This window comes from Devosia sp. (genome assembly GCF_035944845.1).
GTDB lineage: Bacteria > Pseudomonadota > Alphaproteobacteria > Rhizobiales > Devosiaceae > Devosia_A.
The window spans coordinates 63,562-88,499 of the sequence record NZ_DASZAW010000062.1 but is presented as its reverse complement, the minus strand read 5'-3'; the positions used below and the strand labels follow the sequence as shown (position 1 = coordinate 88,499).

Here is a 24,938-nt window from a genome sequence, read left to right as displayed (position 1 = left end):
AGAGGAACGCTCGCGTGATACGTCCTGCAACGGCTCGCCGCAGCCTGTTGATCTTCGTGCTGCCGGCCCTCGCCATCTACCTGGGCTTTGCGGTGCTGCCGCTGCTCATCTCGATCTTCATGAGCCTGTTCGATACCGGCAAGTCGGGGACCGGTTTCATTGGCCTGGGCAACTACATTTATCTGTTCACCCAGCCGGTGGTCAGTGCCCGCTTCTGGAATGCGCTGCTCAACAATTTCAAGTACTTCGCCATTCATGTTGCCGTAGAGATTCCGATCGGGCTGCTGCTCGCGGCGCTGCTCACCGGCGGCACGCTCAACCGCAGCGAAGGCATCTACCGCACCCTGCTGTTCATCCCCGCGACGCTGTCGGTGGTGATCGTCGGCTTCATCTGGCGGCTGATCATCAACCCGCTCTGGGGCCTCGTCGGCTTCCCGCTGCTCGGCAACCAGATAACGGCGCTGCCCACCATCTCGCTGATGGGGGTGTGGCAATATCTCGGCATCCCGATGGTGTTCCTCTATTCGGCGCTGATCGCGGTGCCCAACGATGTGGTCGAGGCGGCGCGCATCGACGGCGCCAGCCCGTGGCGGATCTTCTGGGGCATCAAGTTCCCGCTGATCCTGCCGCAGTTCGGGCTCATCGTGATCCTCACCTTCATCTGGACCTTCAACGGGTTCGACCTGGTGTTCGCGCTCAACGGCTCGGCGCCCGGCCCGAACTATTCGACCGATATCCTCGGCACGTTCTTTTACCGCACCTTCTTCGGCTCGAGCGGCCAGGTGGCCGACCTCGACCTCGGCGCCACCGTCGCCACCGTGATCTTCACGCTGATGCTCTGCGTCACCGCCGCCTATTTCTGGCTGGTGCAACGCCGGCTCAAGGCGCACGCGGTTTGAGGGGCAGGGGCATGACCACGATGACCACAGAACTCGCCCACGAAACCCGACTGCTAAGAGAGCGCCGCCGCTGGAATATCGAGCGCATGGCAGTGCATGCCGTGCTCCTCGCCTTCGTCGTCCTGGCGCTCGGGCCCATCCTCATCGTCATCCTCAATTCGCTGAAGACCACGCCGGCGATTTTCGGCGGGCCGTTCGCGCTGCCCACCGCCGAGACGTTCAGCCTGGCGGGCTACGAGCGGGTGCTGACGCGCGGCAATTTCATCGCCAACTATCGCAACAGCCTGGTCGTGACGCTGGTGTCGGTGGTGCTCACCGTCGGGCTTTCGACCCTCGCGGCCTTCGCCTTGGTCGAATACCGGGTGCGCTTCGTGCCGCTGCTCGCCGGGCTGTTCGTCGTCGGCGTCATGCTGCCGATCCGGCTCGGCACCATCCCGCTGATCCAGATCATGATCGGGCTCAAGCTGATGGATACGCTGTGGGCGCTGATCCTCGTCTACACGGCGATGAGCATCCCGCTCGGGGTCACGCTGATGATGACCTATTTCCGCACCGTACCGACCGAGCTGAAGGAAGCGGCGCGGGTCGATGGGGCGAGCGAGTTCCGCACCTTCTCGATCGTCCTGCCGCTGGTGCGGCCGGGGCTCGCGGCGGTCGCCACCGTCACCATGCTGCCGATCTGGAACGACCTGTGGTTCCCGCTGATCCTCGCGCCCGGCAAGGCCAACCAGACGGTGACGCTGGGGGTGCAGCAATTCGTCGGCCAGTTCCTCAACGACTATCCGGCGCTGCTCGCGGCGCTGACCCTGGGGGCGCTGCCGCTGGTCGTCCTCTTCACCATCTTTTCCCGCCAGTTCATCCGCGGGCTCAGCGCCGGCTACGGCAAATGAGCCTTCCATCCGTTTCGAAGCCGAGGCGATTGCCATGATTGATGCTCACGAAGGCCACAGCCACCACGCAGCGCAGCCCACGTCCCGCGGGGTCGCGGCGCTGCCGCCGCCGCGTTACCTTCAGGCACTGGCGCCGCTCGACCCGGCCGAGATCAATGCCGCGGTGGCGGTGATCAAGGCAGATGCCGAGCTCGGGCCCGGCGCGCTCTATGGCAATCTCGACCTGCGCGAGCCGACCCCCGACGAATGGCGCGCCCACCTTGCCGGTACGCAGCTGAAGCGCGAGGCGCGACTCAACATCTCGCATAAGGATCGCCCCGGGGTCTGGATGGTGATCGTCTCGCTCGAGACGCACGCGATCGTCTCGCGCCGGTGTTTCCCCACCGCCAAATCCGCCTTCCAGGTCGAGCAGCTGCTCGATGTCGAGCGGGTGGTGAAGGCCGATCCGCGCTTCGTCGAAGCCTGTTTGAAGCGCGGCATCACCGACATGACCGGAGTCTGCGTCGACAGCTGGTCGGGCGGCAATTTCGGCGACGCCGGCGAGGAGGGCCACATGGTCTCCTATGCCCATTGCTGGTTGCGGCTCTATGCCAACGAGAACTTTTATGCCCACCCAATCGATGGGCTGAACGTCGCGGTCGACGTGAAGACCGGCGAGGTGCTGCGCATCGACGATCATGGCGGCCCGCCGATCCCGATGACCGACATCCCGTATGATCCGGAGTTCATGCCGCCGGCGCGGGCGCCACTGAAGCCGCTCAATGTCATCCAGCCCGAAGGCACCAGCTTCACCATGGATGGCCACGCCATCGCCTGGGACAGGTGGACGCTCGGCATCGGCTTTTCGCCGCGCGACGGCATCATCCTCCACGATATCCGCTATGCCGGCCGGCCGGTGGTGCGCCGTGCGGCGCTCGGCGAACTGGTGGTGCCCTATGGCTCGCCGGAGCGCGGGCACTATCGCAAGAACATCTTCGATATCGGCGAATATGGCTTCGGTAAGTTCAACCACTCGTTGAAGCTCGGCTGCGATTGCCTTGGCGCCATTCACTATCTCGACAGCCACTATTGCGGGCTCGATGGCGGGCTGATCACCATCGAGAAGGGGATCTGCATCCATGAGGAAGATACCGGAATCCTCTGGAAGCACTGGGATTTCCGGGCCGATCGTACCGAACTCAGGCGCGGCCGGCGGCTGGTGATCTCCTGCGTCAATACGGTCGGCAACTACGAGTATGCGCAGTACTGGTATCTCGACCAGGCCGGCGAGATCAGCTTCGAGGTGAAGGCCACCGGCATCGTCAACACCATGGCCTGCCTGCCGGGCCAGCCCAGCAAATATGTGAGCGAGGTGGCTCCAGGGCTGACCGCGCCGATCCACCAGCACATCTTCTGCGCCCGGCTCGACATGGCGCTGGACTCAGGAATTTCGGGCGGCGGCAACAGCCTCGTCGAGGTCAACAGCTTTGCCGAGCCGGTAGGACCGAACAATCCGCACGGCAACGGCTTCTTTGCCACCGAGACGGTGCTCAAGACCGAGCTCGAGGCCGGCCGCCGCGCCAGCCAGGAGACGCACCGCACCTGGAAGGTGATCAACCCCAACAAGCTCAACGCCGTGGGCAAACCCGTCGGCTATCGGCTGCACGCCAAGGACTGCGTCACGCCGTTCCTCGCCGAGAACGGGCCCTCGGGCCAGCGCTCCAACTTCATCCGCAACCATGTGTGGGTGACGCCCTTCCACCCGGATGAGCGTTACCCGGCGGGCGAATATGTCTGCAACTCCGACGGCTCGGACGGGCTTGCCGAGATCGTCAAGCAGAACCGGCCGGTAGAGAACACCGACATCGTGGTCTGGCACTGCTTCGGGCTGCACCACGTGGTGCGGCCGGAGGATTTCCCGGTGCAGCCCACCATGTCGGCCGGTTTTGCACTGATGCCGTCGGGGTTCTTCAACCTAAACCCCTCCAACGATCTGCCGCGCGAAACCAACACTGCAAGCGTGTTGGCCGACGGCAGCGTCGCCTGTCACTGCTGATGTACCAGAGCGCTGTCGCAGGGGCGGGTTCTCTAGCCGAAGCAGACGGCCCCCTCCCTCGCCATTCGAGCGTACCTCTCATGGCCTTCTCCCCTCAAATCGCTCCACTGGAGCGATTTGCCCTGCGGGACGGCTCGAAGTCCCCCACGAAGGGGGAGGTGAAGATTTGGGGCTCTTTCTTCGATCGTGCCAAGCACACCGGCCGGGCACCTCCCCCTTCATGGGGGAGGATGGGAGGGGGCCGTCTCTCTCAGCCAGCTAGCGCGGCACGAACCTTGCAACTGGCGCTCGTGCGATGGCCTGCCTTCGCCGCTGTCGCGGCGGCAACGGCTTTGGGCTGGGCAGGGCTCATGGCCCTCAGCGCCGGCGGGATCGAGGCACTCTGCGGCACCAGCGGCCTGACGCTGCTGCCGGGGGTGGCGCTGATGTGGGGGCTGATGGCAGCCACCATGATGCTGCCCTGCGCCGTGCACGAGATTGCCGACGCCGCGCGGCACGGTTGGCGGGCGGCGATGCGGCTGACCCTCGTCTGTGTCGCGCCGCCGACAGTGGTGGCGACTGGCCTGGGTCTGGCGCTGGAGCCGGTGGCGCTTGGTACCCCCTCGCTGCTGGCGATCGCCGGGAGTGCTTTGGTGGCCGAGGCTGTGCTGCCGGCCGGGCCGACGCGGCTCGGCGCAGCGGTGGCAATGGTCGCCTTGCAGCTGATCGGCGGCATGGAGCTCAGCTGGATGGCGCTTTCAGCCATCTGGATGTTGGCCCTGGCGCTGGCACCGGCGCGCCGGCTGGTCACCGTCGTCGCGGGCGCCGCGCTGCTCGGGCTGGCCCTGGCCTGGAGTTTGTGACGTCCGCCGAACGGACGCCGAAATGAGGAGGAAAGCATGCCGCTCAAATCGATCAACCCGGCGACCGGCCAGCCCATTGCTGATTACCCTGCCGACAGCGCTGCCGAGATCGAGCGGAAGCTCGAGTCGGCCTGGAGCACCTGGCAGAGCTGGAGCCAGACGCCGCTCAACGAGCGCAGCGCGCTCATGGCGCGGATCGGCGACCTGCTCGAGCAGCGTGCTGATGCCTATGCGGCGCTGATTACCCAGGAGATGGGCAAGCCCATCGGCGAGGCGAAGGCCGAGGTGCTGAAGGCGGCGAGCGGGGCCCGGCATTTCGCGACCGAAGGCCCGGCCTATCTGGCTGACCAGCCGATCGAGGGGACGCCGTCGCGGGTGCGCTACCAGCCGCTCGGCCCGATCTTCGGCATCATGCCGTGGAACTTGCCGTTCTGGCAGGTGCTGCGCTTCTTCATCCCGACGGCGCTGGCCGGCAATGTGGTGCTGGTGAAGCACGGCGAGACGGTGCAGGGCGCGGCCCGCGCCATCGAGCAACTGGTGCGCGACGCCGGAGGCCCGGCCGGGCTCTATGCCAACCTCGCCATCCCCAACGAGACTATCGCCGACGAGGCTCGGAAGATCGTGCTCGACGAGCGGATCCGCGCGGTGACCCTCACCGGCTCAACCAAAGCTGGCCGTGCCGTGGCGGAGGCGGCGGGTTCGGTGGGCAAGAAAGTGGTGCTCGAACTCGGCGGCTCGGACCCGTTCATCGTCTTTGCCGATGCCGAACTGGACAAGGCCATAAAGCTCGGAGTGGTGTCGCGCTTTTCCAACAATGCGCAAAGCTGCATCGCTGCCAAGCGCTTCCTCGTCGAGCGCAGCGTATTCGACGCCTATGTCGCGGGCTTTGCCGCAGCGGCTGCGGCGCTGGCGGTCGGCGACCCCGCCGACCCCACGACCAGGCTCGGCCCGATGGCACGGGCCGACCTGGTGGCAACCACCGAGCGGCAGGTGCGCGACGCGGTGGCGGCCGGGGGCAGGGTGGTGCTCGGTGGTAAGCGCTTGGACGGCCCGGGGAACTATTACGAGCCCACGGTGATCGTCGGCGTCGACCCCAAGGCGCCGATCGTCGCCGAAGAGTTCTTCGGCCCGGTGGCGCTGCTGTTTCCGTTCGATGGCGAGGATGAGGCGGTCCGGCTGGCCAACGCCACCGAGTATGGGCTGGGCGGCGCGGTGTGGAGTTCCAATGCCGAGCGGGCACGGCGGGTGGCCGATCGGCTCGAGGCCGGGGCGGTCTTCATCAACGATTTCGTCCGCTCCGATCCGCGGGCGCCGTTTGGTGGGGTGAAGGGCTCAGGGTTCGGGCGAGAGCTCGGGGCGTTGGGGGCGCGGGAGCTGACCAATGCGAAGCTGGTTTGGGGGAGTTAGGGCGGCACTCTCGTGTTACGGTCGAAGTACCGGCGGTGGTCTCGCGTCCCCTCGCCCCTCTGGGGAGAGGGTCAGGGGTGAGGGGCGCCAGGCACACCAGCCTCTGCGTCTTCAGGTGGGCCCAACAGCTAGCTCTCGCGCGCTTGGCGCCCCTCACCCCAGCCCTCTCCCCAGAGGGGCGAGGGGGCGTTGTGGCGCAGCCGGTTCGCCGACCTCCCGTTCAGCGACAGCCCTCAAAGCACGCCGCAGCGCCGCAAAACTCCCCTCATCCATCTGGGCCACGTTGAAGCGCATGAATCCTCCAGCCGTCTGGGCGGCGCTGAAGGCGTTGCCGGGGGCCAGCACCATGCCATGTGCCAGCGCGGCGCGGGCGAGTTCGGCGGAATCGCGTCCATCCGGCAGCGTGCACCAGAGGAACATGCCGGCGCGCGGCTCGAGCCAGGGGGTGATGCCCAGCTCGCGCAGCCGGTCGCCGACCTCGCTGCGGGCGCGTTCGAGTCGCAATCGCACCGCTTCGGTGTGGCGGTGGAAGCGTCCGTCGCTCAGCACGGCGTGCACCAGCTCCTCGTTGAGCCGGGCGCCGCCGAACATGGTGGCGATCTTCAGGTCGATCAGCGGCTCGAGCCAATCAGGTCTGACCGCAATGAAGCCGCAGCGCACCGAAGCGGAGAGGGTTTTGGAAAAGCTGCCGATCTGGATGACACGTTCCAATCCGTCGAAGCCGGCGAGGCGTGGCGCCGGCGTCGGCTCGAAATCGGCGAAGATGTCATCTTCGATGATGGTGAGCCCATGCTGGTCGGCGAGCTTGAGCACGCGGTGCGCCACGGCGGGCGACAGGGTGGCGCCGGTGGGGTTGTGGATTGCCGAATTGGTGATGTAGAGGCGCGGCTTTTCCGCCGCCAGCGTCGTCGCGAAGGCTTCGATATCGGGGCCGTTGGGCGTGTAGGGCACGCTGACCACCCGCACCCGATGAGCGCGCAGCAGCGCCTGGAAGTTGAAGTAGCACGGGTCGTCAACGAGGACCGTATCGCCGGGCTCGAGCAGGAAGCGGCAGAGGAGGTCGATGGCCTGCGTGCCGCTTTCGGTGAGCATCAGCTGGTCGGGCGATACCTCGACGCCGCGTTCGCCGAGCCGGCGGCTGAGCAACTGGCGGAGCGGCGGCAGGCCGAGCGGCGCGCCGTAACCGGCCAGCGCATCGACCCCCGCACGTGAGACGCTGCGCAGGGCTTTCCTGAGGCTCTGTTCGGCGAGCCACGCGGCCGGCAGCCAGCCGCAGCCCGGCTTTGGCACCCCGTCGTCGGCCTCGAGCGACTGGCGCGACACCCAGAGCGGATCGATGGCCCGATCGAGTTGCGGGCCGACGGCGCGGAGCTGCATCGGCGCCAGTTGCGGCGCCACATAGAACCCCGAGCCGGGGCGCGAGACGATCGTCCCTTCGGCAACCAGCCGGTTGTAGGCTTCGACCACCGTCGACACCGAAACCCCGGCCGAGCGGGCCAGCGCCCGCACCGAGGGTAGCCTTGCGCCGGCGACGAGACTGCGGGCGGCGATGCGCCCGTTGATCACCGCCATGACCTGCGCGATGCGGCCCTGCGGCGCAGCCTGTACTGTATCCGTCACCATAACAGTTTGTCCAAGGTGTACTGGACTGTAGCTGGCGGCGTCGATCGCCACAACCGATAAGGCCACGAGGTTCAGATCGGAATGGCCTGGTTGAACGGAGAAATGTCCATGCAGTCGACAACCGGCTGGCTCAACGGGTTGATCGGGGTGATCATTTTCTCGGGCTCGCTGCCGGCGACCCGGCTGGCGGTGCAGGCGTTCGATCCGGTATTCCTGACGGTGGCACGGGCCAGCATAGCCGGGGCGCTGGGGTTCGGCTTGCTGCTGGCGTTTCGGCAACCGAGGCCGGCGGTGCGGGATCTCGTTTCGCTTCTCATCGTCGCGTTGGGCGTGGTGGTGGGGTTTCCGCTGCTGACGGCGTTGGCGCTGCAGCACGTCACTTCGGCCCATTCCATCGTCTTCATCGGCTTGCTGCCGCTGTCGACGGCGATCTTCGGGGTGATCCGCGGCGGCGAGCGGCCGAAGCCGGCGTTCTGGGCGTTCTCGCTCGGCGGGAGCCTGCTGGTCGCCGGGTTTGCGCTGGCGCAGGGGCTCGACGCCTCGCCGCTCGGCGACGGGCTGATGCTCGCAGCGATCATCGTTTGCGGTCTCGGCTATGCCGAGGGCGCAAAGCTGTCGCGCACGCTGGGCGGCTGGCAGGTGATCTCGTGGGCGCTGGTGCTGTCGCTGCCGCCGATGGCGGTACTGACGGTGCTCTGGTGGCCGGTGTCGTTTGCCGCCGTAAGTCTGCCCGCCTGGCTGAGCCTCGGCTACGTGTCGCTGTTCAGCATGCTGATCGGCTTCGTGTTCTGGTATCGCGGGCTGGCGCAGGGCGGTATCGCGGCCGTGGGGCAGTTGCAGCTGCTGCAGCCGTTCTTCGGGCTGGCGCTGGCGGCGAGCCTCCTGGGCGAGACGGTGACGCCGGCCATGCTGCTGGTGACGGTGGCGGTGATCGGCTGTGTCGCGGGGGCGCGGCGGTTCGCGAAGTGAGGGTAGGGGGTGCACCGGCCGCGCCGCCCCCTCGCCCTCTGGGGAGAGGGAGGCGAATGAGGCCGCCGGCCTCATTCGTGGGGTTGAGGGGCGCCAAGCGCACCGGCATCAGCATAGCAAGGCAGCCCAACGGCCGGCGTGCTTGGCTACCCCTCACCCTGACCCTCTCCCCAAAGGGGCGAGGGGACGCGAGACCACCGGTGGTGCGAAATTGCGGCAGGAGGGCCATCACCTCCGCATCTTGCGCTCCAGCAACCGCCGCTCGGCCTCGAGCCGGACCAACGGTAGTGCGCGGGCGTAAGCCGCCTGCGCCTCGGTCTTTCGCCCCATCCGGCCGAGCAGGTCGGCGCGCGCCGCGTGGAGCGGCCAGTAGCTGTCGAGCGCACCGGTTGCCGTCAGCGCATCGACCAGTTGCAGTGCCGGCTCCGGCCCCTCGACCATCGAGCGGGCCGCCGCGGCATTGAGTTCGACCACCGGGGTGGGGGCGAGGCGCAGCAACACCTGGTAGAGCGCTGCGATCTGCGGCCAGTCGGTCGCGGCGAAGCTCGGCGCCTCGGCATGGAGCACGGCGATTGCCGCCTGCACGCCGTAGGGGCCGATACGGCGGGGTGCGGAGAGCGCGCGTTCGACCAGAGCCTTGCCCTCGGCAATAGCGGCACGATCCCAGCGGGTCCGATCCTGCTCTTCGAGCAGCAGCAACTCGCCGGCGCCGTCGCTGCGGCCGTCGAGCCGCGCGGCATGCAGCAGCATCAGGGCGAGGAGGCCGGCGATTTCGGGTTCGTCCGGCAGCAACTGGTCGAGCAGCCGGCAAAGCCTGATCGCCTCAGTGCAGAGTTCCGGCCGGGTGGTCGCCGTGCCGGCGCTCGGGGCATAGCCCTCGGTAAACGCCAGGTAGACCACCGCCAGCACCCCGGCGAGCCGTTCCGCGAGGAGTTCGCGGCCGGGCACCTCATAGGGGATGCCGGCCTCGCGGATCTTCGATTTGGCCCGCACCAGGCGCTGGGCCATGGTTTCCTCGCTGACGAGGAAGATGCTGGCGACCGCGGCGGTGCTCAGCCCGCACACGGTGCGCAGCGTCAGCGCCACTCGGGTTTCGAGCGCCAATGCCGGGTGGCAGCAGGTGAAGATCAGCCGCAGCCGGTCGTCCTCGATCTCCTCGAGATCGGCCTCCGGCCCGGCAATACTGCTCTCTGCCGCCAGGATCTTCAGCTTGCCGCGCAGGGTGACGCGGCGCCGGATGCGGTCGATGGCCTTGTGTCGGCCGGTATTGACCAGCCAGGCGCGCGGATTGTCGGGGAGCCCGGACGCTGGCCAGCGCAACAGCGCTGCCTCGAAGGCATCCTGCGCGCCTTCCTCGGCGAGTTCGAAATCGCCGACGAGGCGGATGAGAGTGGCCAGCACTCTCCCCGCCTCATGGCGATAGACCGCTTCGATCGCGGCTTTATCGAGCAGCGGGCCCACTCAGTACTGACGGGCGAGGCTGTCGATCGGGCGGACTTCGACCGCGCCGGCACTGAACGGCATCTTGCCGGCAATCATCAGGGCCTCGTCGAGGTCTTTCGCCTCGATGATGTAGTAGCCCGAAAGCTGCTCGCGGGTTTCGGCAAACGGCCCGTCAGTGGTGAGCGATTTGCCGTCGCCGCGCCGGATGGTGGTGGCGGTGCTCGAGGGCTTCAGCTTGTCGCCGCCCTTGAGGTGGCCGCTCTTGACGATATCCTGGGTGAAGCGTGCATAGGCCTCGCCCATGGCCTTGCCCTGTTCCGGCGTCGCTGCGCCCATTGCCGCCTCGTCGCCATAGATCATCAGCAGGTACTGCATGGTCATCTCCATTGGTTGGCAGTTGCTACCGGCGATCGGTCGAACGGAGGTAAGCCGAGATCGACAGGAGGGGCGGAATTATTGTCGGGGCGATTTGTGCACCGGGCCATTCACCGTTTCAACAGGCTCGGCCACCGATCAGGGTGCAGCAGGGGCTCATGGGGTGAAGCGGTGCCAGGATCCTTCGGAGATGACTTCCGGCTTGCCGTCGAGCACCTTGATGGCGGTCTGGTCGTCGATGGCATAGGTCGGCACGGGGATGCCGGCGGCCCATTTCCCGATATTGGCAAGGGTCGTATCGGGCATCTCGGGGTGGTTGAGGTGCGGGTAGAGCGTGAAATCGACAAGGCCCAGGGCCCGGTCGGCGTCCTGCCCCATATCGCTGCCATCGGGAACGAACTGCAGGTCGAACTCGGCGTCGCAGTTGTATGGGGTGACCGCAATGCTGCCCGCGCTCACACCGACATAGACCGTGTCGGCCAGCGCAGGCAGCAGCTTGGCCAGTCCAGATTGGCGCATCCAATGGGTCAGGTAGAGCACGTCGCCACCCCAGACGAGCAGGGCGTCGGTCGCCTCCAGCGCAGGTATCCAGTTCTCGCTGCGGATGGTGGGAAGCGCGGTAAGTTCCAGCACGCCCAGAGATTTCCAGCCCAGCTCGGCTGCCGGGTTCGGGCCATTGCCGCTGATCGCCCGCCACGCCATCTGTGGCCCTACCGCGAAGGGGTAGATGGCGGTCGGGATGATCAAGGCGCTCGACTCGGCGATGGGCTTGCCAAGGAGCGCCACCAGCGCTTCAGAAATGCTCCGATTGCTGATCCCGCCGGACGTGAGAAGAAACTTCATGGCGACCTCTCCGAAGCATTCGTCGGCGCCGCCCACGCGGCGCCGCACCCATCGACCACGAAACCGGCCTGGTCACCGAGCTGGGAACCGTAGCTCAAGGCGCCACGCCAGTGCCGTTTCATTTTGCTATCAGCAAGCAAACGACCGAAACTATCGCGATTTTGCAACCGGTCTGGCGGGGGGATTGCGATGCAGCGCCGATACTCGGGATGCCCGATCAACCTCACCCTCGAGGCCTTCGGCGACCGCTGGAGCCTGATCGTGCTGCGCGACATCATGTTCGGCCGCCATCGGACCTTCCGGGCGCTGCTGGGCGGCAGCATGGAAGGGATCGCGTCCAACATCCTGGCCGATCGACTCAAGCGTTTGACCGCCAACGGTTTGCTGTCGCGCGCAGCAGATCCGCAGCACAACCAGAAGTCGATCTACAGGCTGACAGACAAGGCGATCGAGCTGGTCCCGATGATGGCAATTCTCGGCAGCTGGGGCTTACGCCACACCCCCGCTTCGAGGGAACTCTCGGTCAGGGCGGAGATCCTCGAACGCGGCGGACCGGCGCTCTGGTCCGACTTCATGGACGAACTCAGATATCTGCATCTGGGCGGCCCGCGCCCCGAACGCTCCGCCCTCGCCATGATGCAGTCGGCCTATGAAGCCGCCCTGGCCAGCCGGTGATGGGGCCTCGGCGCGTCGGAGTTCGCCGGCCCGTCAGATCGAGGCGCGCTCGATCACCGGCATGGGGACAAGGTGTTCGCCGCTCGCCTCGGCCGACAGCAGCAGGCTGACCGCGGCGCGGCCCATGGCCTCGTGGGGCAGGGCGATGGTGGTGAGCCCGGGGCGCAGGTAGCCGGCGATCTCGTCATTGTCGAAGGCGACGATCGACACATCGCCGGGCACGGTGCGCCCCGCTTCGGCCAGCGCCTGGGCTGAGGCCGGTGCGTCAGCCGCTTTCGCCGGGTCGGATGGCCAGGGGAGCGAGCTTGCGTACCGCCTCGTCGTGGGGCTCGGCGCCCTGGCCCGGCAACCGCGCCAGCAATGCCCGCGCCAGATCCTCGCCCACCTCGTGCAGGGAGGTGGCAAAGCAGGTCAGCGAGGGGGTAAGGAAGCGCACCGTCGGCTCATCGCGAAAGCCGATAATGGCGAGGTCGCGGCCGGGGATTTGACCAAGCTCGGCCATGCGGCGGTACATGCCGATGGCCACGGTCTCGAAGATCAGCAGCACCGCGGTTGGCGGGTTCGGGACGAGCGCCAGTTCATCCACCAGACGATAGCCGACGGCTTCGTTTCGCCCCCGGGCGAAGACCAGTTGCGGGTCGAAACCGATGCCGTGCCGGGCAAGGGCCCGCTCATAGGCGGCGGCGAAGATCGGACCGAAATTGATGTTGTCGGCCGGGACCGTCACGGCGATACGGCGATGGCCAGCGGCGACCAGCCGGTCGATCGCTGCCTCCGCCACACCTTCGAAATCGAGGTCGATCCAGGGATAGTTCTTGCCCGAGCCGCTACGGCCGAGGGTTGCGAACGGCAGTCCGGCCGATTCGAGGAACTCGATTCGAGGGTCGGTCCGTTGCGTCGCCGCAAGGATCATGCCGTCGAACACGCCGCGTGAGACATAGCGCTGCAGGTAGGAGACGGCATTGAGCTTGGTGGGGCGAGGCAGCACCAGCAGATCGAGATTGTGCTCGGCAAAGACCGTCTGCACGCCATCGAACACGCCCATGAAGAAGTATTCGCTGCTGGCTGCGGCCTCGCGGTCGAGATCCATCATGAAGCCGATCGAGCGGGTGGTGCCGAGCGCCAGCGTGCGAGCCGCCTGGTTGGGGGCGTAGCCGAGGCGCTTGGCGGTGGCCAGAACCAGTTCGCGCGTTGCCGGACTCACGTCGCGTCGATCGTTCAGGGCACGCGAAACCGTGCCGGTGGAGATGCCCAGCTCTTTGGCCAGGCGTGCGATTCCGCGCATGAATTCCTCGCTCTTCAGCCGCCTATTGACACGGAGAAGAGCAAAATAATAGCGTCGTAAGCGCTTACGGTCCATTCGTAAGCGCTTACGGTCGTTGAATCGGTGACTGCAATAGAAAGAGCTGGCTTTGAGCATGGCTGGCAGGCCTGGGCCCGCAACGACCACGACATAGCCGCGGCGACGACAACGCCAGAGCGGGGAGGCGGCAGGGCAGGGAGGCCCCGCCGTTGGAACGAACGAGTGGTGCCGGCTCGAGATAGCGGCACGTCAATCGTGCGCCATGCACGTGGGGAGGAACAGGAAATGTCTGGTAGTCTGGTTAAGTCGGTGGCGACCGTCGTGCTCGCGACCGTGGCATTGTCGAGTATTGCCTCGGTCGCGAAGGCCGAAGCGCTGCGCGACAAATGGTGCTCCAACGTCACCATCCGCTTCTTTGCCGGCGGCGCCGAAGGCGATGCCTTCGCTTCGATCGTCTACAACGGGGCCAAGCAGGCAGAAAAGGACCTGGGCGCCAAGGTCGACTACATCTTTTCGGGCTGGAGCTCGGAGAAGATGACCCAGCAACTGCGCGAAGCCATCGGCGCCAAGCCGGCCGGCATCGCCATGATGGGACATCCCGGCAACGCCGCGATCATGCCGCTGGCCGAAGAGGCCTCCAAGGCCGGCATCAAGATGATGTACCAGAACGTGCCGGTCGACGAAGTGACGGCCAAGTTCGGCGGCGCCTATGTGGGGGCGCAGCAGGGGCCGCAGGGCAGGGCGCTGGGTGAAGAGGCCATTCGCCGCTTCGGGCTCAAGTCGGGCGACGTGGCGATCGTAATGAGCGACTGGTCGCAGATCGAGCGCGCCGAGCGCGAACTGGGCACGCTGAAGGCCTTCGAGGATGCCGGGCTCAAGGTGGTCAAGCTGCAGAGCCCGGAAGGCCTCGGCACCGACCCCAATGTCGGCATCCCGGTCATCACTGCCGCCGTCGCCGCCAACCCCGACGTCAAGCTGATCGCCTATCCCGGCGGGCAGCCGCTTGGCAACGCCGCGACCTACATGCAGGCCGCAGGCAAGAAGGCCGGCGAGGTCATCAATATCGGCTTCGATACCAGCCCGCAGATCATCGACGCGTTCAAGAACGGCTGGGTCCAGCTGACTTCCGACCAGCAACCGTTCCTGCAGGGCTATATGCCGATCCTGTCGCTCTGCCAGCAGGTCGTCTACGGCCTTGGCGCCGTGAACGTCGATACCGGCGCCGGGTTCGTCACGCCGGACAATTACGAAGCGGTGGCAGCGCTGGCGATCGAAGGCCTGCGCTGAGTTCGATCTCTCCCACTGGAGCCCGGCCATTGTGCCGGGCTCGCTATTTCGGCACGAGCGAGGGACCATGAGCGAGCGCATCATCGAGCTCAGGAACATCAAGAAATCATATGGACAGGTCTATGCCCTGGGCGGCGTGGACCTGCATGTCGAGCAGGCAGAAGTGGTGGGCTTGGTCGGCGATAACGGCGCCGGCAAATCCACGCTGATCAAGATCCTCGCCGGCGCGGTGCAGCCGACCACCGGCGAGATCCTGGTCCGGGGCAAACCGGTCACCGGCTGGAACGCCGCCAAGTCGCGCGAGGCCGGCATCGAAACGGTGTTTCAGGATCGTGCCCTGGCGGTGCAGCAGACCATCACCTGGAACATCTTCATGGGTCGCGAGATCGTGGGCCCGCTTGGCTTCCTGCGGGTGCGCCGGCAGCGGGAGGAGGCCTCGCGGCTGATGCGCGAGATCGGCTTTACCTCCAAGGTGTTCGGTCCAGACTCGATCGTCGGGCAGCTTTCGGGCGGCGAGCGGCAGGGCGTGGCGATCGCCCGCGCCATCTACAACCAGGCCGACCTGATCATTCTGGACGAGCCGACCACGGCGCTGTCGCTTACCGAAACCGCCAAGGTGTTCCATTTCGTCGAACAGGCGCGGGCCGCCGGGCGGTCGATCCTGTTCATCGGCCACAATATCCACCATGTCTACGACATCTCCGACCGCTTCGTGGTGCTCGATCGCGGCCGGGTCGCGGCCCAGCTCAGCAAGGCCGAGCTCGGCTCGGCCGAAGCGCTGATCAAATTCATGGAAGAGCTTGCTCATCCCGCCCAGCTCGACGCGGCGGCTCGACATGCGGGAGACGCGGCATGACCGACAACGCAACTGACAAACCGCTTGCTCCGATGAAGCTCGACGCCAACGCGGTGCGACGCGTCGCCGACGGCAAGCACGCCGACCAGTCGCGGCTGCGCCGCTTCGTCATGGCCAACCGGCCGGCGCTCGGTTCGCTCCTCGTCTTCGTCCTGATGATTGCGGTGTTCTTTGTCGGCAACCCGGCGGTGTTCTCGCAGTGGAGCATCTATCGGGCGGTGCTGATCGGGCTGCCGGTAGTGCTGTTCGTGGTGGTGCCGCTGGTCTATGTGGTGACGGTCGGCGAGATCGACCTGTCGTTTCCGGCCACCATCGGCATGTCGGGATGGGCTTTCGCGCTGGTGGTGCAGGCGGGGTACGATCCGTTCATCGGGCTCGTCGCCGCCATCGCTACGGGCCTGTTGATCGGCATCTGCGTCGGCTGGCTGGTGGTCTACGCCAACCTCTCGTCGCTGATAGCCACGCTGGGCATGAACTTCATGCTGCGCGGCCTCATCCAGATCCAGACCGAAGGCCGCTCGATCGCCCTCGTCACCCTGCCGCAGAGCACGGCCTACAAGATCTTTGCGGGCGAAGTGTTCGGCATTCCGCTGCAGGTGGTGTGGGTGCTGGCATTCGTCGGGGTGTGCTCGCTGATCTACAACCGCCATCGCTTCGGCGTGCGCGTCCATATCGTCGGCGACAACCCCGACGCGGCCCAGCAGATGGGCATCGACGTGCGGCGCGTGCGGCTGCAGACCTTCGTGTTCGTCGGCCTGGGCGCTGCGCTCGCCGGAGTGTTCGCGGTATTCATCAACTACACCTGGTGGCCGACATCGGGAGACAGCTTCCTGCTCCCGGGCCTCGCCTCGGTGTTCGTCGGCGGCACGGCGCCGTGGGGCGGCATCGGCACGGTGATCGGCAGCGCCATCGGCGCGTTCACCGTGTCGTTCATCCAGACCGGCGTCGTCGGGGTCGGGCTCTCGGGATTTTATGTGCAGTTCTTCTACGGGCTGATCATTATCCTGTCGCTGCTCGGGCACCGCTGGAACCAGGTCCGCTACCGCTAGCGACGGGCGGGCGCCGCTCCACCGAGCGGTACCCGCAACCGAACTGCGCTTGTGGGTAGATCCTCGATCGGCCTAAACCGACCTGATCATGCCGCCATCGACGCGGATCTTTGCCCCGGTGACGTAGCCGGCGCGGTCGCTGGCGAGGAAGGTGACGACGTCGGCAAGCTCTTCGGGCTTGCCGTAACGGCCCGCCGGGATGGTGGCGAGCGAGGCCTTGCGGATCGCTTCGATCGTGGTGTCCTGGCGCTGGGCGGCGGCTGCGTCGAGCTGGTCGACGCGGTCGGTATGGATGCGGCCGGTGATGATGATGTTGGCGGTGATGCCGTCGGCCGCCACTTCGGCGGCGAGGGTCTTCGACCAGCCCAGTACCGCGGCGCGCAGCCCGTTCGAAATGGCGAGGCGGGGGATTGGGGATTCGACGCCTGATGAGGTCAGCGTGACGATGCGGCCCCACTGGCGCTCGACCATTTTGGGCAGCAATGCCCCGGTGATCTCGATGAGGCTCAGCACCATGGCGTCGAAGCCGCCGGCCCAGGCCTCCGACCCGGTGGAGCGCGCTTCGCCGGGCGCCGGCCCGCCGGTATTGTTGATGAGGATATCGACACCGCCCTGGGCCAGCACCTGCTGCAGCAGGGCATCGCGGCTGGCCTTGTCGGTGAGGTCGAGGGGGAGGCCGGTGATCCGACCGGTGGCTTCCGGCTCGAGCCGGCCGTTGAGGGCAGCGATCATGTCGACGCTGCGCGAAGCGCCGATCACCTGGGCCCCCTCGTTGGCGAGGGAGATGGCGATGGCGGCGCCGAGCCCCTTGCTGGCGCCGAGCACCAGCGCCTTGCGGTGTTCCAATCCGAGCTTCATGCGCCGATCTCCGCGAGACGTCTGGCCTGGGCGCTCAGCAGGCGCTCGACATCGGCGATATCGAGGGCCGAGAGCACCGGACGGGGCTTACGCAACGTCCCCGATTTGATGACACCGCGCTTGGCCAGCACATATTTGCGCGCCGCAAGGCCGATGCCCTGCTGCTGTTCGTAACGGGCGAGCGGCAGATAGGCTGCAAACAGTTCGGCAGCGCGATCGAGATTGCCTGCGACGTGCTCGCGCACCACGCCGACCATCATTTCGGGGTAGCAGAAGCCGGTCATCGCGCCATCGGCGCCGCGGCCCATTTCCTCAGGAAGGAACAGCCCGCCATTGCCGCAAAGGATCGAGATGCGGCGCGTCTCACCCTTGTCGGAGGAAGCGCGCAGCGCCGTGATCTTCGACAGCCCCGGCCAATCCTCGTGCTTCAGCATCACGCAGTTGGGCACATCCTTTACGATCCGGTCGATAACCTTGGGGGCGATCGTCACGTTGGTGGTGAGCGGATAATCCTGCAGCACGAACGGCGTGTCGCCGAGTGCCTCGCCCACCGACTGGTAAAAGCCATAGGCCTGGTCGTCGGTCTTGATGGTCCAGGGCGGCGCCACCATGACGCCGGCCGCACCTTCGCCCATCACGGCGGTGGCGAGTTCCTGCATCGGCGCGAGGCCGGGGGCAGAGACGCCGACCACCACGGGGAGGCGGCCATTGAGGCGCTTCAGAACGCGCTCGACCACGAGCTTGGATTCCTCGGCGGTGAGCTTGGGCGCTTCCCCCAACTGGCCGAGTACGGTCAGCCCGTCGACGCCGGCCGCCTCGTAGAAATCCACCATGCGATCGACGCTTTCGAGGTCGAGCGCGCCGTTTTCCTCGAATGGGGTCACGGCAATCACGTAAACGCCGCGTGCGGCTTCAGTCAGTCTGGTCATCTTGAACTCCGGATCAGTCGTCGCCGGCAAAGAACAGCGCCTCGGCATTGGTGACCAGCACCTGCCGCGCGACGCCGGGATCAGCCAGCCAGCCATGGGTCAGTTCGATCAGCTCGGCATCGTCGGCCATCTGATCGAACAGTTCGGTGTGCGGCCAGTCGCTGCCCCATAGCAGGCGCTCGGGGTGCGAAGCCAGCAGCTGCCGCGCCGCCGCACCGAAAGGGGCATAGGTCGCGGCACGGGTCAGGCGATAGGGGGCCGAGAGTTTGGTGTAGCAAAAGGGACTGTCGAGCAGCCGCTGGATCTTGCTCAGCTGCGCTTCGGCATCGGCAGCATCGAGGTCGACAAAGCCCAGATGGTCGAGCACGACCTTGCAGGCGAGGGCGGGCAGCAGCGCGCCGATCTCCTCGAGCTGCGCCGGCCGCACCTGGAACTGCAGCATCCAGCCCAGATCGGCGATGCGGGCCGAAAGCGCGGCAATGGCGCTGAACGGCAGGCCCCCCTTGTTGCGGGTGTTGATGCGCACGCCGCGCACGCCGAGCGCATCGAGACGGCGGAACTCGGCCCTGTCGGTTTCGGGGTGCAGCACGACGATGCCCCGCAGGCGGGCCGGGTCGCCGGCCAGCGCCGCGAGCAGCACGCTGTTGTCGAAGCCGTAGACACTGGGTTGCACGAGGATGCCGCGGGCAATGTTCGCCGCGCTGGCATAGGCCTGCCAGTCGGCAAGGGTGCGCACCTCGGGGGTGTAGCTGCGCGGGGTGGCGAGCGGCGCGCCTTGCTCGAAGACGTGGAAATGCGTGTCCACCGTGCCGTCGGGCAGGGGGCGGGGGATCGGGGCCAGCGGCCGTGGCGGCAGGCAGAGCGGCGCCTCGCTCGGGTTCACGAGGGCTGGCCCTGCATGAAATCGAAATCGGCGCCCTGGTCGGCCTGGGTGACGCGACTGTGGTAGAGCTCGGCATAGCCACGGCGCGGCGTCGGGGCCCGGTCAGGCAAGGCAGCCATGCGGCGCTCGAACTCTTCGGTGGGGATATCGAGGTGCAGGCGACGTGCCGGCACGTCGAGCACGATGAAATCGCCGGTCCTGACGATCGCCAGGGGTCCATTGTCGGCGGATTCGGGCGCGATATGCAGCACCACGGTGCCGAAGGCGGTGCCGCTCATCCGGGCATCGGAAATCCGCACCATGTCCCTGACGCCCTGTCGGGCAAGCTTGCGCGGAATAGGCATATAGCCGGCCTCGGGCATGCCCGGCGCACCCCTTGGGCCGGCATTGCGCAGCACCAGAATATCGTCGGGGTGCACGTCGAGATCGTCGCTGTCGAGCCGGTTGGCGAGGTCTTCGGTGGATTCGAACACCACGGCCCGGCCGCGGTGCTGCATCAGTGACTTCGAGGCGGCCGACTGCTTGATGATGGCGCCGCGCGGCGCCAGGTTCCCCTGCAGCACGGCCAGCGTGCCGATCGGCTTCAATGGCGCCGCCATGGTGCGGATGATGGTCTGGCCCGGCTCGTCGATGACAGCATCGATGATCTCGCCGATACTCCGGCCGTGGATGGTGGGAACGCTGGTATCGAGCTCGCTCCGTACCTCCTTCAGCAGTGCCGGAACGCCGCCGGCCTGGTGGAACTGCTGCATGTAGTGCTGGCCCGAAGGCTGCAGGTCGACCAGCAGCGGCACGCGCCGGCCGACCTCATCGAGCAGCCCCGTATCGAGCTTCAGCCCGAGCCGGCCGCAGATCGCTGCGAGGTGCACCACGGCATTGGTCGAGCCGCCCATTGCCTGCAACGCCACCATGGCGTTCTTCAGCACAGCCGGGGTCAGGAGTTCGCGCACCGTCGGGCCGCCCTCGGCGGCAAGGCGCCCGGCGAGGCGGCCGGTTCCCTCGGCGAGGCGGACGCGGTCGGCTTCGGTAGCGGGCGCCGAGCCGGCCTTGGGCAGGCAGAGCCCCATCACCTCGGTGAGGTTGGCCATGGTGCTCGCAGTGCCCATCACCGTGCAGGTGCCGACCGAACTCACCAGCCGGTTGTTGACCTCGTTGATTTCGGCCTCGTCGATCTCACCGGCGCGATAGCGGGCCCAGAAACGGCGGCAATCGGTGCAGGCGCCGAGCCGCTCGCCCTTGTGGTGGCCGGTGGCCATCGGCCCGGTCGGCAGGAACACCGCGGGGATGTCGCTGCTGGCTGCCGCCATGATCTGCGCCGGCAAGGTCTTGTCGCAGCCGCCGATCAGCACCACGCTGTCCATCGGCTGGGCCCGGATCATCTCCTCGGTTTCCATCGCCATCAGGTTGCGCAGGTACATCGAGGTGGGGGAGGCAAAGCTTTCATGGATCGAGATGGTGGGAAACACCATCGGCAGCGCGCCCGAGAGCATGACGCCGCGCTTGGTCGCTTCGATCAGCTGCGGCACGTTGCCGTGGCAGGGGTTGTAATCGGAGTAGGTATTGGCAATGCCGACGATCGGCCGATCGAGCGCATCGTCGGAATAACCCATCGCCTTGATGAAGGCCTTGCGCAGGAACAGCGAAAAGCCCTGGTCCCCATATGATGTCAGCTTGCGACGAAGGCCGTCAGGCACCTAATCCTCCTAGCGGCGCCTTATGCTTACGCCCGCCGTTGTGTCGTTCCAAATTAGCCGCGTCGATTGGATTGTCAATAAACAAGTACCCGACTATCCAGCGTTGGCTGGCCGGGCGCGCGGGTGAATCACGGCCTTGAAGCTGTGGTTATCGGGCAATCCGGTGATACGCATCCGAAGTGATGATAGACTGGATTGGCGGTTGATTATTGACAAAATAGCGCCGTGAGGGCAGTGAGGCAGGAACGTTCTCTACGGGATGATGGTCGTGTCCGAAGCCCAAATCCGCCGCATCGGTATGATCGGAGCCGGTTGGGTGACCGGCTACCATCTGCCGGCCTGGGGTCGGCAGCGCCAGCGTGCCGAGATCGTCGCCATTGCCGATCCGTCGGCTGACGCGGCCGGGCAGCGGGCGACGGCCTACGGCATTGAGCGGGTCTATGCCAGCGCGACGGAAATGCTCGCGGCCGAGCAACTCGACGCCGTCGATATCTGCTCGCCGCGCGAGACGCATGCGGCAATGGTCCGGCTGGCAGCCGGCCGGCAGCTCGACATCCTGTGCCAGAAGCCGCTCGGGATCGATCTGCCGGAAGCCGAGGCGGTGGTGGCGGGCGTCATGCCGCCGACGCGGCTGATGGTGCACGAGAACTGGCGGTTCCGTGCTTACTATCGGCAACTGAAGCGTTGGCTCGATGAGGGCATTGCCGGGGAAATCCGGCAGGTGAGCTTCGAGTTCCTGTCGTCCGGCATGCTCGTCGGCCCGGACGGGTTGCGGCCGGCTCTGGTCCGGCAGCCGTTCTTTCGCACCCAGCCGCGTTTGCTCGTCATGGAGGTGCTGATCCACCATCTCGATACGCTGCGTTACCTGCTCGGCGAACTCGAGGTGGTGGCGGCGCGGCTCGAGCGCAGCAATGACGAGATCGTTGCCGAGGACGTGGCGGCCGTGGTGCTGCGCCGGCCGGCAGATGGGCTGGTGGTCAACGTCACGGGCAACCTCGCCGTCCACGGGCAGCCGCCGGCGCCGCGTGATCACCTGCGTATTTTCGGTTCGCTCGGCACGGTGGAACTGCTCGGCTCGAACCTCAGCCTCAGCGCCGCTTCGCCACGCCGGCACAGCTTCGATCCCGATGCCACCTACCAGGGCTCGTATGATGCGGCGATCGGCCATTTTCTCGATGCGCTCGAGAGCGGCAACAGCTTCGAGACGGCGCCCGAAGATAACCTCCGGACCTTGCGGCTGGTCGAGGATATCTACCGCCTGAGCCGGTTCGACCCGGCGGCCGAACCGCGATAGTGTCGATTGCTTCGCCGCCGGCACGCGCCGGCGAACGACCAGTTGGAGGACCAATTGTCTTTGAGGGATGACGTCAGGCCGCCCCCGCAGGAGCACGACGATCTCACCATCGCCCGGGCGCTCGAGGAGGACATCATCTTCGGCCGGCTGGCGCCGGGCACACGGCTCACCGAGGACATGCTGCTGGCCCGCTTCCGGGTGACCCGCCACTTCGCCCGCCAGGCGCTGGTGCAGCTCGAGGCGATGGGCGTCGTGGTGCGCGAGCGCAACAAGGGCGCCACGGTGCGCTCGCTGTCGCCGCGCGAGGTGCAGGAAATCTATGCGGTGCGCGAACTGCTGCAGCGCCAGGCGGCGCTGTGGATCCCGCTGCCGGTGCCCGACGCACTGATCGCCGAGCTGACCGCCATCCACGAAGAGCATGGCCGGCACATCGAAGCGGGTTACCTGCGCGGCGTGCACGAGACCAATGACCGCTTCCACCTCAAGCTGTTCGGCGCCTGCGGCAACGCCCACCTGGTGCAATCGATCGAGCTCTATATGCGGCTCAGCCTGCCGGTGCGCGCCAACTCGATGGCCGACAAGGCCTCGCTGCGGGTGTCGCACGAGCACCACCGCCTGATGATCGAAATGCTGAAGGGCAGCGACAACTGGGTGCTGGCGCAGCTGTGCGTCGATCATCTGCAGCCGAGCAAGCGGAATTACCTGGCGCATGTGAGCTGAGGGGCATTCGGAGGCGCGCACCGGTCTCTCCGTGATCCTCCCCCGCGTGGCGGGGGAGGGGGACCAGCGAAGCTGGTGGAGGGGGCTGCTAAACGCACAGTCGGCGCGCGGATGTAGCCGCCCCCTAGTGGGCGAGTAATCGTAACAGGCGCGCGCCATCCTCAAGTCGCACCGCCGGTGGGAGGATGGGGCAGGCCGCAGATTCTGGCCGCCCCCTCCACCACGCTTCGCGTGGTCCCCCTCCCCCGCCACGCGGGGGAGGATCACGGATAGGCCGGTGTACCGCTCAAATAATACAGCGCGCGCCCTGGGAGGTGGGCGCGCGCTGTGCTTCGCTTACGCTTCCAGCCGCAGCAGGGAGACGCCCTGGCGGGGGAGCGTGGTGCGGAGCAGGATTTTGCCGTTCTCGACCGCGACTGCACCGACGTTCTCGATCTCGGCCAGCTGGCCGGCCGCCTCGAGCTCGGCGTATTGGGCGCTGGTCGGGTTCTGCGGGCTGCCCATCGCCTTCCAGACGCCGAAGGCGTTGGAGTGCGTTTCGTCCATGCGGTAGTGGCGGAGCGCGGGCGGCTTGCCGGTCCAGCCATCGATAGCGATCGTCAGCTCGGCGCTCGGGCCGGCTTCGTCGTCGTCGTGGTAGTGGTAGACCAGCACGCTGATGCCGGTGTCGTCGCGGGTGGCGACGACGTTGACGTCGGGGGCGCCGCGCACGCCATCGGCCACCAGGTCCGCGAGCGGCTGGCGCTGCGTGCTGGTGGTCTCGAGCCAGTCGCCGCCGAGCTTGCCCAGCATGCGGAAGCCGTTGAGCACCGCCTTGTCGACGCCGTTGGTGGCGAGATCGCGGAAGCCATCGAACCAGGGCTGGTCGTCGAACAGGAAGGCCCAGGTGACCGCGCCCTCGATGGTGAGGTCGGCGCGCGCCGCCAGCTCATAGGTGCGCAGCATGCTTTCGACCACATAGACGCCGTAGAGCGGCCCGTTCCGGTAGCCGTTCTGCGGGTGGTAGCGGGCCGAGCAGGCGGCGCAGCCCTCTGGGTCGGACTCGCCGATGACGATCGGCAGGTGCCGAAGCGAGGGGAACTCGTTGATGATCCCCAGATGGGTGTCGATGTCCTTGAGCTGCTTGTGGATGCCCATTCGCACATGGTCCTTGTAGACCACCGGGTTGCCCTTGGCATGGAAGGCGATGAAGTCGATCGGCGAATTGTGGTCGACCACGTGCTGCAGGAACGCGCGCATGAAGGTCTGTGCCTTTGGGCTGTTGAAGCCGCCACAGACATGCGGGCCGCCGACCCGCGCCTTGGGCAGCGCGCGCTTCACCGCCCGGGCGCTGACATCATACATCTCGCAGAACTCAGGGATCGTGCCGGTCCAGTAGTGGCCGTCGGGCTCGTTCCACACTTCCCACGGCCAGCCCTCGACCACGTCGCGGCCATAGCGATCGGCCATGTGGTTGGCCCAGGCCTCGATCAGGTCGCCCCATTTCTTCAGGTCGTTCGGCGGGGCGGTCCAGCCGGTGGTGATGGTGGCGTACTTGTCGTTGGGCGCCCACTGGTGCCGGTATGGGCCGTCGAAATTCGACAGCGCCTCGGGCGTGAAGCCGATCTGCACCAAGGGGATGTTGCCGGCCTCGACATAGGCGTCGAAGATCTTGTCCATCACGGTCCAGTCATAGACCGGGTTGCCGTTGGCATCTTCGGTATAGGCGTTGGTCGACCCCCATTTCAGCGCCGGCAGGCCGTCGCCGCTGGTGAGCAGGTTATGGGTGCGGATGCGTGGCGGCTCGGGGCTGAGCTCGGTCAACTCGCGCAGCAGCTTCTTGCCGTGCTCCGAATAGGTGTAGTTCGGCTCGTCATAGCCGAACCAATTCCATAGCGGCCTGTAGGGCCCGGTCCGGCGGTCGGCGTGAACCGCGATGCTCACGTCAATAGAACTGCTCATCATCCATCCTTGGCTGGCGCTCAATTGCCAGCCCCCTCCCGGAAGTCTGGCCGATCGTAAAGTCGCACGGCGGAACGCTCGCGCGGGAGCGGTTCGCCAACGAGACGCCAAACTATGGATTAT

23 protein-coding genes are annotated in these 24,938 nt (G+C 66.6%); 12 read left to right on the top strand and 11 right to left on the bottom strand.

Annotation, left to right across the window (positions count from 1 at the left end; genetic code table 11):
- Positions 1-14: 14 nt before the first annotated feature.
- The 5 genes from VGV07_RS10840 to VGV07_RS10820 all read left to right on the top strand — a co-directional run bounded on the left by VGV07_RS10840 (position 15) and on the right by VGV07_RS10820 (position 6,073).
- Positions 15-899 carry a sugar ABC transporter permease gene (locus tag VGV07_RS10840; protein ID WP_326868697.1) on the top strand — a complete coding sequence of 295 codons (885 nt, stop codon included), beginning with the start codon at positions 15-17 and terminating at the stop codon, positions 897-899.
- Between the two features lie 86 nt (positions 900-985).
- A complete protein-coding gene (locus tag VGV07_RS10835) occupies positions 986-1,789 on the top strand; it encodes a carbohydrate ABC transporter permease (protein ID WP_326868729.1) in 804 nt (267 codons plus the stop codon).
- Positions 1,790-1,823: 34 nt separating this feature from the next.
- Positions 1,824-3,824, top strand: a complete 2,001-nt coding sequence (locus VGV07_RS10830) for a primary-amine oxidase (protein ID WP_326868696.1) — start codon at positions 1,824-1,826, stop codon at positions 3,822-3,824.
- A gap of 350 nt (positions 3,825-4,174) precedes the next feature.
- Positions 4,175-4,666 (top strand): hypothetical protein, encoded by a 492-nt coding sequence (locus VGV07_RS10825; protein ID WP_326868695.1) that lies wholly within the window; start codon positions 4,175-4,177, stop codon positions 4,664-4,666.
- Positions 4,667-4,702: 36 nt separating this feature from the next.
- Positions 4,703-6,073, top strand: coding sequence for an NAD-dependent succinate-semialdehyde dehydrogenase (locus VGV07_RS10820; protein ID WP_326868694.1), 1,371 nt, complete (start codon positions 4,703-4,705; stop codon positions 6,071-6,073).
- 153 nt (positions 6,074-6,226) lie between these two features.
- Here the strand turns inward: VGV07_RS10820 and VGV07_RS10815 are convergent, their stop codons facing one another.
- The gene (locus VGV07_RS10815; protein WP_326868693.1) at positions 6,227-7,696 is read right to left on the bottom strand and encodes a PLP-dependent aminotransferase family protein; all 1,470 of its coding nucleotides are present in this window, start codon (positions 7,694-7,696) and stop codon (positions 6,227-6,229) included.
- Positions 7,697-7,804: 108 nt separating this feature from the next.
- On the opposite strand from VGV07_RS10815, the gene VGV07_RS10810 reads away from it, so the two are divergent.
- Complete coding sequence (locus VGV07_RS10810) at positions 7,805-8,665, top strand: DMT family transporter (protein ID WP_326868692.1); 861 nt, start codon at positions 7,805-7,807, stop codon at positions 8,663-8,665.
- Between the two features lie 228 nt (positions 8,666-8,893).
- On the opposite strand, the gene VGV07_RS10805 is transcribed toward VGV07_RS10810, so the two are convergent.
- The 3 genes from VGV07_RS10805 to VGV07_RS10795 all read right to left on the bottom strand — a co-directional run bounded on the left by VGV07_RS10805 (position 8,894) and on the right by VGV07_RS10795 (position 11,326).
- Positions 8,894-10,117 carry an RNA polymerase sigma factor gene (locus tag VGV07_RS10805; RefSeq protein WP_326868728.1) on the bottom strand — a complete coding sequence of 408 codons (1,224 nt, stop codon included), beginning with the start codon at positions 10,115-10,117 and terminating at the stop codon, positions 8,894-8,896.
- A 9-nt stretch (positions 10,118-10,126) separates the two neighbouring features.
- Positions 10,127-10,483, bottom strand: coding sequence for a YciI family protein (locus tag VGV07_RS10800; RefSeq protein ID WP_326868691.1), 357 nt, complete (start codon positions 10,481-10,483; stop codon positions 10,127-10,129).
- A gap of 156 nt (positions 10,484-10,639) precedes the next feature.
- A complete protein-coding gene (locus VGV07_RS10795) occupies positions 10,640-11,326 on the bottom strand; it encodes a Type 1 glutamine amidotransferase-like domain-containing protein (RefSeq protein WP_326868690.1) in 687 nt (228 codons plus the stop codon).
- 189 nt (positions 11,327-11,515) lie between these two features.
- On the opposite strand from VGV07_RS10795, the gene VGV07_RS10790 reads away from it, so the two are divergent.
- Positions 11,516-12,001 carry a helix-turn-helix domain-containing protein gene (locus VGV07_RS10790; protein ID WP_326868689.1) on the top strand — a complete coding sequence of 162 codons (486 nt, stop codon included), beginning with the start codon at positions 11,516-11,518 and terminating at the stop codon, positions 11,999-12,001.
- A gap of 33 nt (positions 12,002-12,034) precedes the next feature.
- Here VGV07_RS10790 and VGV07_RS10785 read toward each other — a convergent pair whose 3' ends face one another.
- On the bottom strand, positions 12,035-12,376 hold the full coding sequence (locus VGV07_RS10785) for a substrate-binding domain-containing protein (RefSeq protein ID WP_326868727.1): 342 nt from the start codon (positions 12,374-12,376) through the stop codon (positions 12,035-12,037).
- Positions 12,267-13,286 (bottom strand): substrate-binding domain-containing protein, encoded by a 1,020-nt coding sequence (locus tag VGV07_RS10780; RefSeq protein WP_326868688.1) that lies wholly within the window; start codon positions 13,284-13,286, stop codon positions 12,267-12,269. The genes VGV07_RS10785 and VGV07_RS10780 overlap by 110 nt, the downstream gene beginning before the upstream one ends.
- 303 nt (positions 13,287-13,589) lie before the next feature.
- Between VGV07_RS10780 and VGV07_RS10775 the strand changes: the two genes are divergently transcribed.
- The 3 genes from VGV07_RS10775 (at position 13,590) to VGV07_RS10765 (ending at position 16,496) form a co-directional block, all read left to right on the top strand.
- Complete coding sequence (locus VGV07_RS10775; RefSeq protein ID WP_326868687.1) at positions 13,590-14,591, top strand: substrate-binding domain-containing protein; 1,002 nt, start codon at positions 13,590-13,592, stop codon at positions 14,589-14,591.
- A 67-nt stretch (positions 14,592-14,658) separates the two neighbouring features.
- Positions 14,659-15,447, top strand: coding sequence for an ATP-binding cassette domain-containing protein (locus VGV07_RS10770; protein WP_326868686.1), 789 nt, complete (start codon positions 14,659-14,661; stop codon positions 15,445-15,447).
- A complete protein-coding gene (locus tag VGV07_RS10765; protein WP_326868685.1) occupies positions 15,444-16,496 on the top strand; it encodes an ABC transporter permease in 1,053 nt (350 codons plus the stop codon). The genes VGV07_RS10770 and VGV07_RS10765 overlap by 4 nt, the downstream gene beginning before the upstream one ends.
- Before the next feature lie 72 nt (positions 16,497-16,568).
- On the opposite strand, the gene VGV07_RS10760 is transcribed toward VGV07_RS10765, so the two are convergent.
- From VGV07_RS10760 to VGV07_RS10745, 4 genes are read right to left on the bottom strand one after another with little or no spacing between them, the layout of a single operon-like run.
- Positions 16,569-17,354 (bottom strand): SDR family oxidoreductase, encoded by a 786-nt coding sequence (locus VGV07_RS10760; RefSeq protein ID WP_326868684.1) that lies wholly within the window; start codon positions 17,352-17,354, stop codon positions 16,569-16,571.
- On the bottom strand, positions 17,351-18,283 hold the full coding sequence (locus tag VGV07_RS10755; protein ID WP_326868683.1) for a dihydrodipicolinate synthase family protein: 933 nt from the start codon (positions 18,281-18,283) through the stop codon (positions 17,351-17,353). The genes VGV07_RS10760 and VGV07_RS10755 overlap by 4 nt, the downstream gene beginning before the upstream one ends.
- Positions 18,284-18,296: 13 nt before the next feature.
- On the bottom strand, positions 18,297-19,166 hold the full coding sequence (locus VGV07_RS10750; protein ID WP_326868682.1) for an amidohydrolase family protein: 870 nt from the start codon (positions 19,164-19,166) through the stop codon (positions 18,297-18,299).
- Complete coding sequence (locus VGV07_RS10745; RefSeq protein ID WP_326868681.1) at positions 19,163-20,860, bottom strand: IlvD/Edd family dehydratase; 1,698 nt, start codon at positions 20,858-20,860, stop codon at positions 19,163-19,165. The genes VGV07_RS10750 and VGV07_RS10745 overlap by 4 nt, the downstream gene beginning before the upstream one ends.
- Positions 20,861-21,158: 298 nt before the next feature.
- On the opposite strand from VGV07_RS10745, the gene VGV07_RS10740 reads away from it, so the two are divergent.
- Positions 21,159-22,154 (top strand): Gfo/Idh/MocA family protein, encoded by a 996-nt coding sequence (locus tag VGV07_RS10740; RefSeq protein ID WP_414649936.1) that lies wholly within the window; start codon positions 21,159-21,161, stop codon positions 22,152-22,154.
- Between the two features lie 60 nt (positions 22,155-22,214).
- A complete protein-coding gene (locus tag VGV07_RS10735) occupies positions 22,215-22,874 on the top strand; it encodes a GntR family transcriptional regulator (RefSeq protein ID WP_326868726.1) in 660 nt (219 codons plus the stop codon).
- 336 nt (positions 22,875-23,210) lie between these two features.
- Here the strand turns inward: VGV07_RS10735 and VGV07_RS10730 are convergent, their stop codons facing one another.
- Positions 23,211-24,815, bottom strand: a complete 1,605-nt coding sequence (locus tag VGV07_RS10730; protein ID WP_326868679.1) for a GH39 family glycosyl hydrolase — start codon at positions 24,813-24,815, stop codon at positions 23,211-23,213.
- Positions 24,816-24,938 lie beyond the last annotated feature (123 nt).

Coding starts and splice junctions, on each gene's coding strand:
- VGV07_RS10835 (WP_326868729.1), top strand. CDS start 986: ATGGCAGTGCATGCCGTGCTCCTCGCCTTCGTCGTCCTGGCGCTCGGG.
- VGV07_RS10830 (WP_326868696.1), top strand. CDS start 1,824: ATGATTGATGCTCACGAAGGCCACAGCCACCACGCAGCGCAGCCCACG.
- VGV07_RS10825 (WP_326868695.1), top strand. CDS start 4,175: ATGGCCCTCAGCGCCGGCGGGATCGAGGCACTCTGCGGCACCAGCGGC.
- VGV07_RS10820 (WP_326868694.1), top strand. CDS start 4,703: ATGCCGCTCAAATCGATCAACCCGGCGACCGGCCAGCCCATTGCTGAT.
- VGV07_RS10815 (WP_326868693.1), bottom strand. CDS start 7,696: ATGGTGACGGATACAGTACAGGCTGCGCCGCAGGGCCGCATCGCGCAG.
- VGV07_RS10810 (WP_326868692.1), top strand. CDS start 7,805: ATGCAGTCGACAACCGGCTGGCTCAACGGGTTGATCGGGGTGATCATT.
- VGV07_RS10800 (WP_326868691.1), bottom strand. CDS start 10,483: ATGCAGTACCTGCTGATGATCTATGGCGACGAGGCGGCAATGGGCGCA.
- VGV07_RS10795 (WP_326868690.1), bottom strand. CDS start 11,326: ATGAAGTTTCTTCTCACGTCCGGCGGGATCAGCAATCGGAGCATTTCT.
- VGV07_RS10790 (WP_326868689.1), top strand. CDS start 11,516: ATGCAGCGCCGATACTCGGGATGCCCGATCAACCTCACCCTCGAGGCC.
- VGV07_RS10780 (WP_326868688.1), bottom strand. CDS start 13,286: ATGCGCGGAATCGCACGCCTGGCCAAAGAGCTGGGCATCTCCACCGGC.
- VGV07_RS10775 (WP_326868687.1), top strand. CDS start 13,590: ATGTCTGGTAGTCTGGTTAAGTCGGTGGCGACCGTCGTGCTCGCGACC.
- VGV07_RS10770 (WP_326868686.1), top strand. CDS start 14,659: ATGAGCGAGCGCATCATCGAGCTCAGGAACATCAAGAAATCATATGGA.
- VGV07_RS10765 (WP_326868685.1), top strand. CDS start 15,444: ATGACCGACAACGCAACTGACAAACCGCTTGCTCCGATGAAGCTCGAC.
- VGV07_RS10760 (WP_326868684.1), bottom strand. CDS start 17,354: ATGAAGCTCGGATTGGAACACCGCAAGGCGCTGGTGCTCGGCGCCAGC.
- VGV07_RS10755 (WP_326868683.1), bottom strand. CDS start 18,283: ATGACCAGACTGACTGAAGCCGCACGCGGCGTTTACGTGATTGCCGTG.
- VGV07_RS10740 (WP_414649936.1), top strand. CDS start 21,159: ATGATCGGAGCCGGTTGGGTGACCGGCTACCATCTGCCGGCCTGGGGT.
- VGV07_RS10730 (WP_326868679.1), bottom strand. CDS start 24,815: ATGAGCAGTTCTATTGACGTGAGCATCGCGGTTCACGCCGACCGCCGG.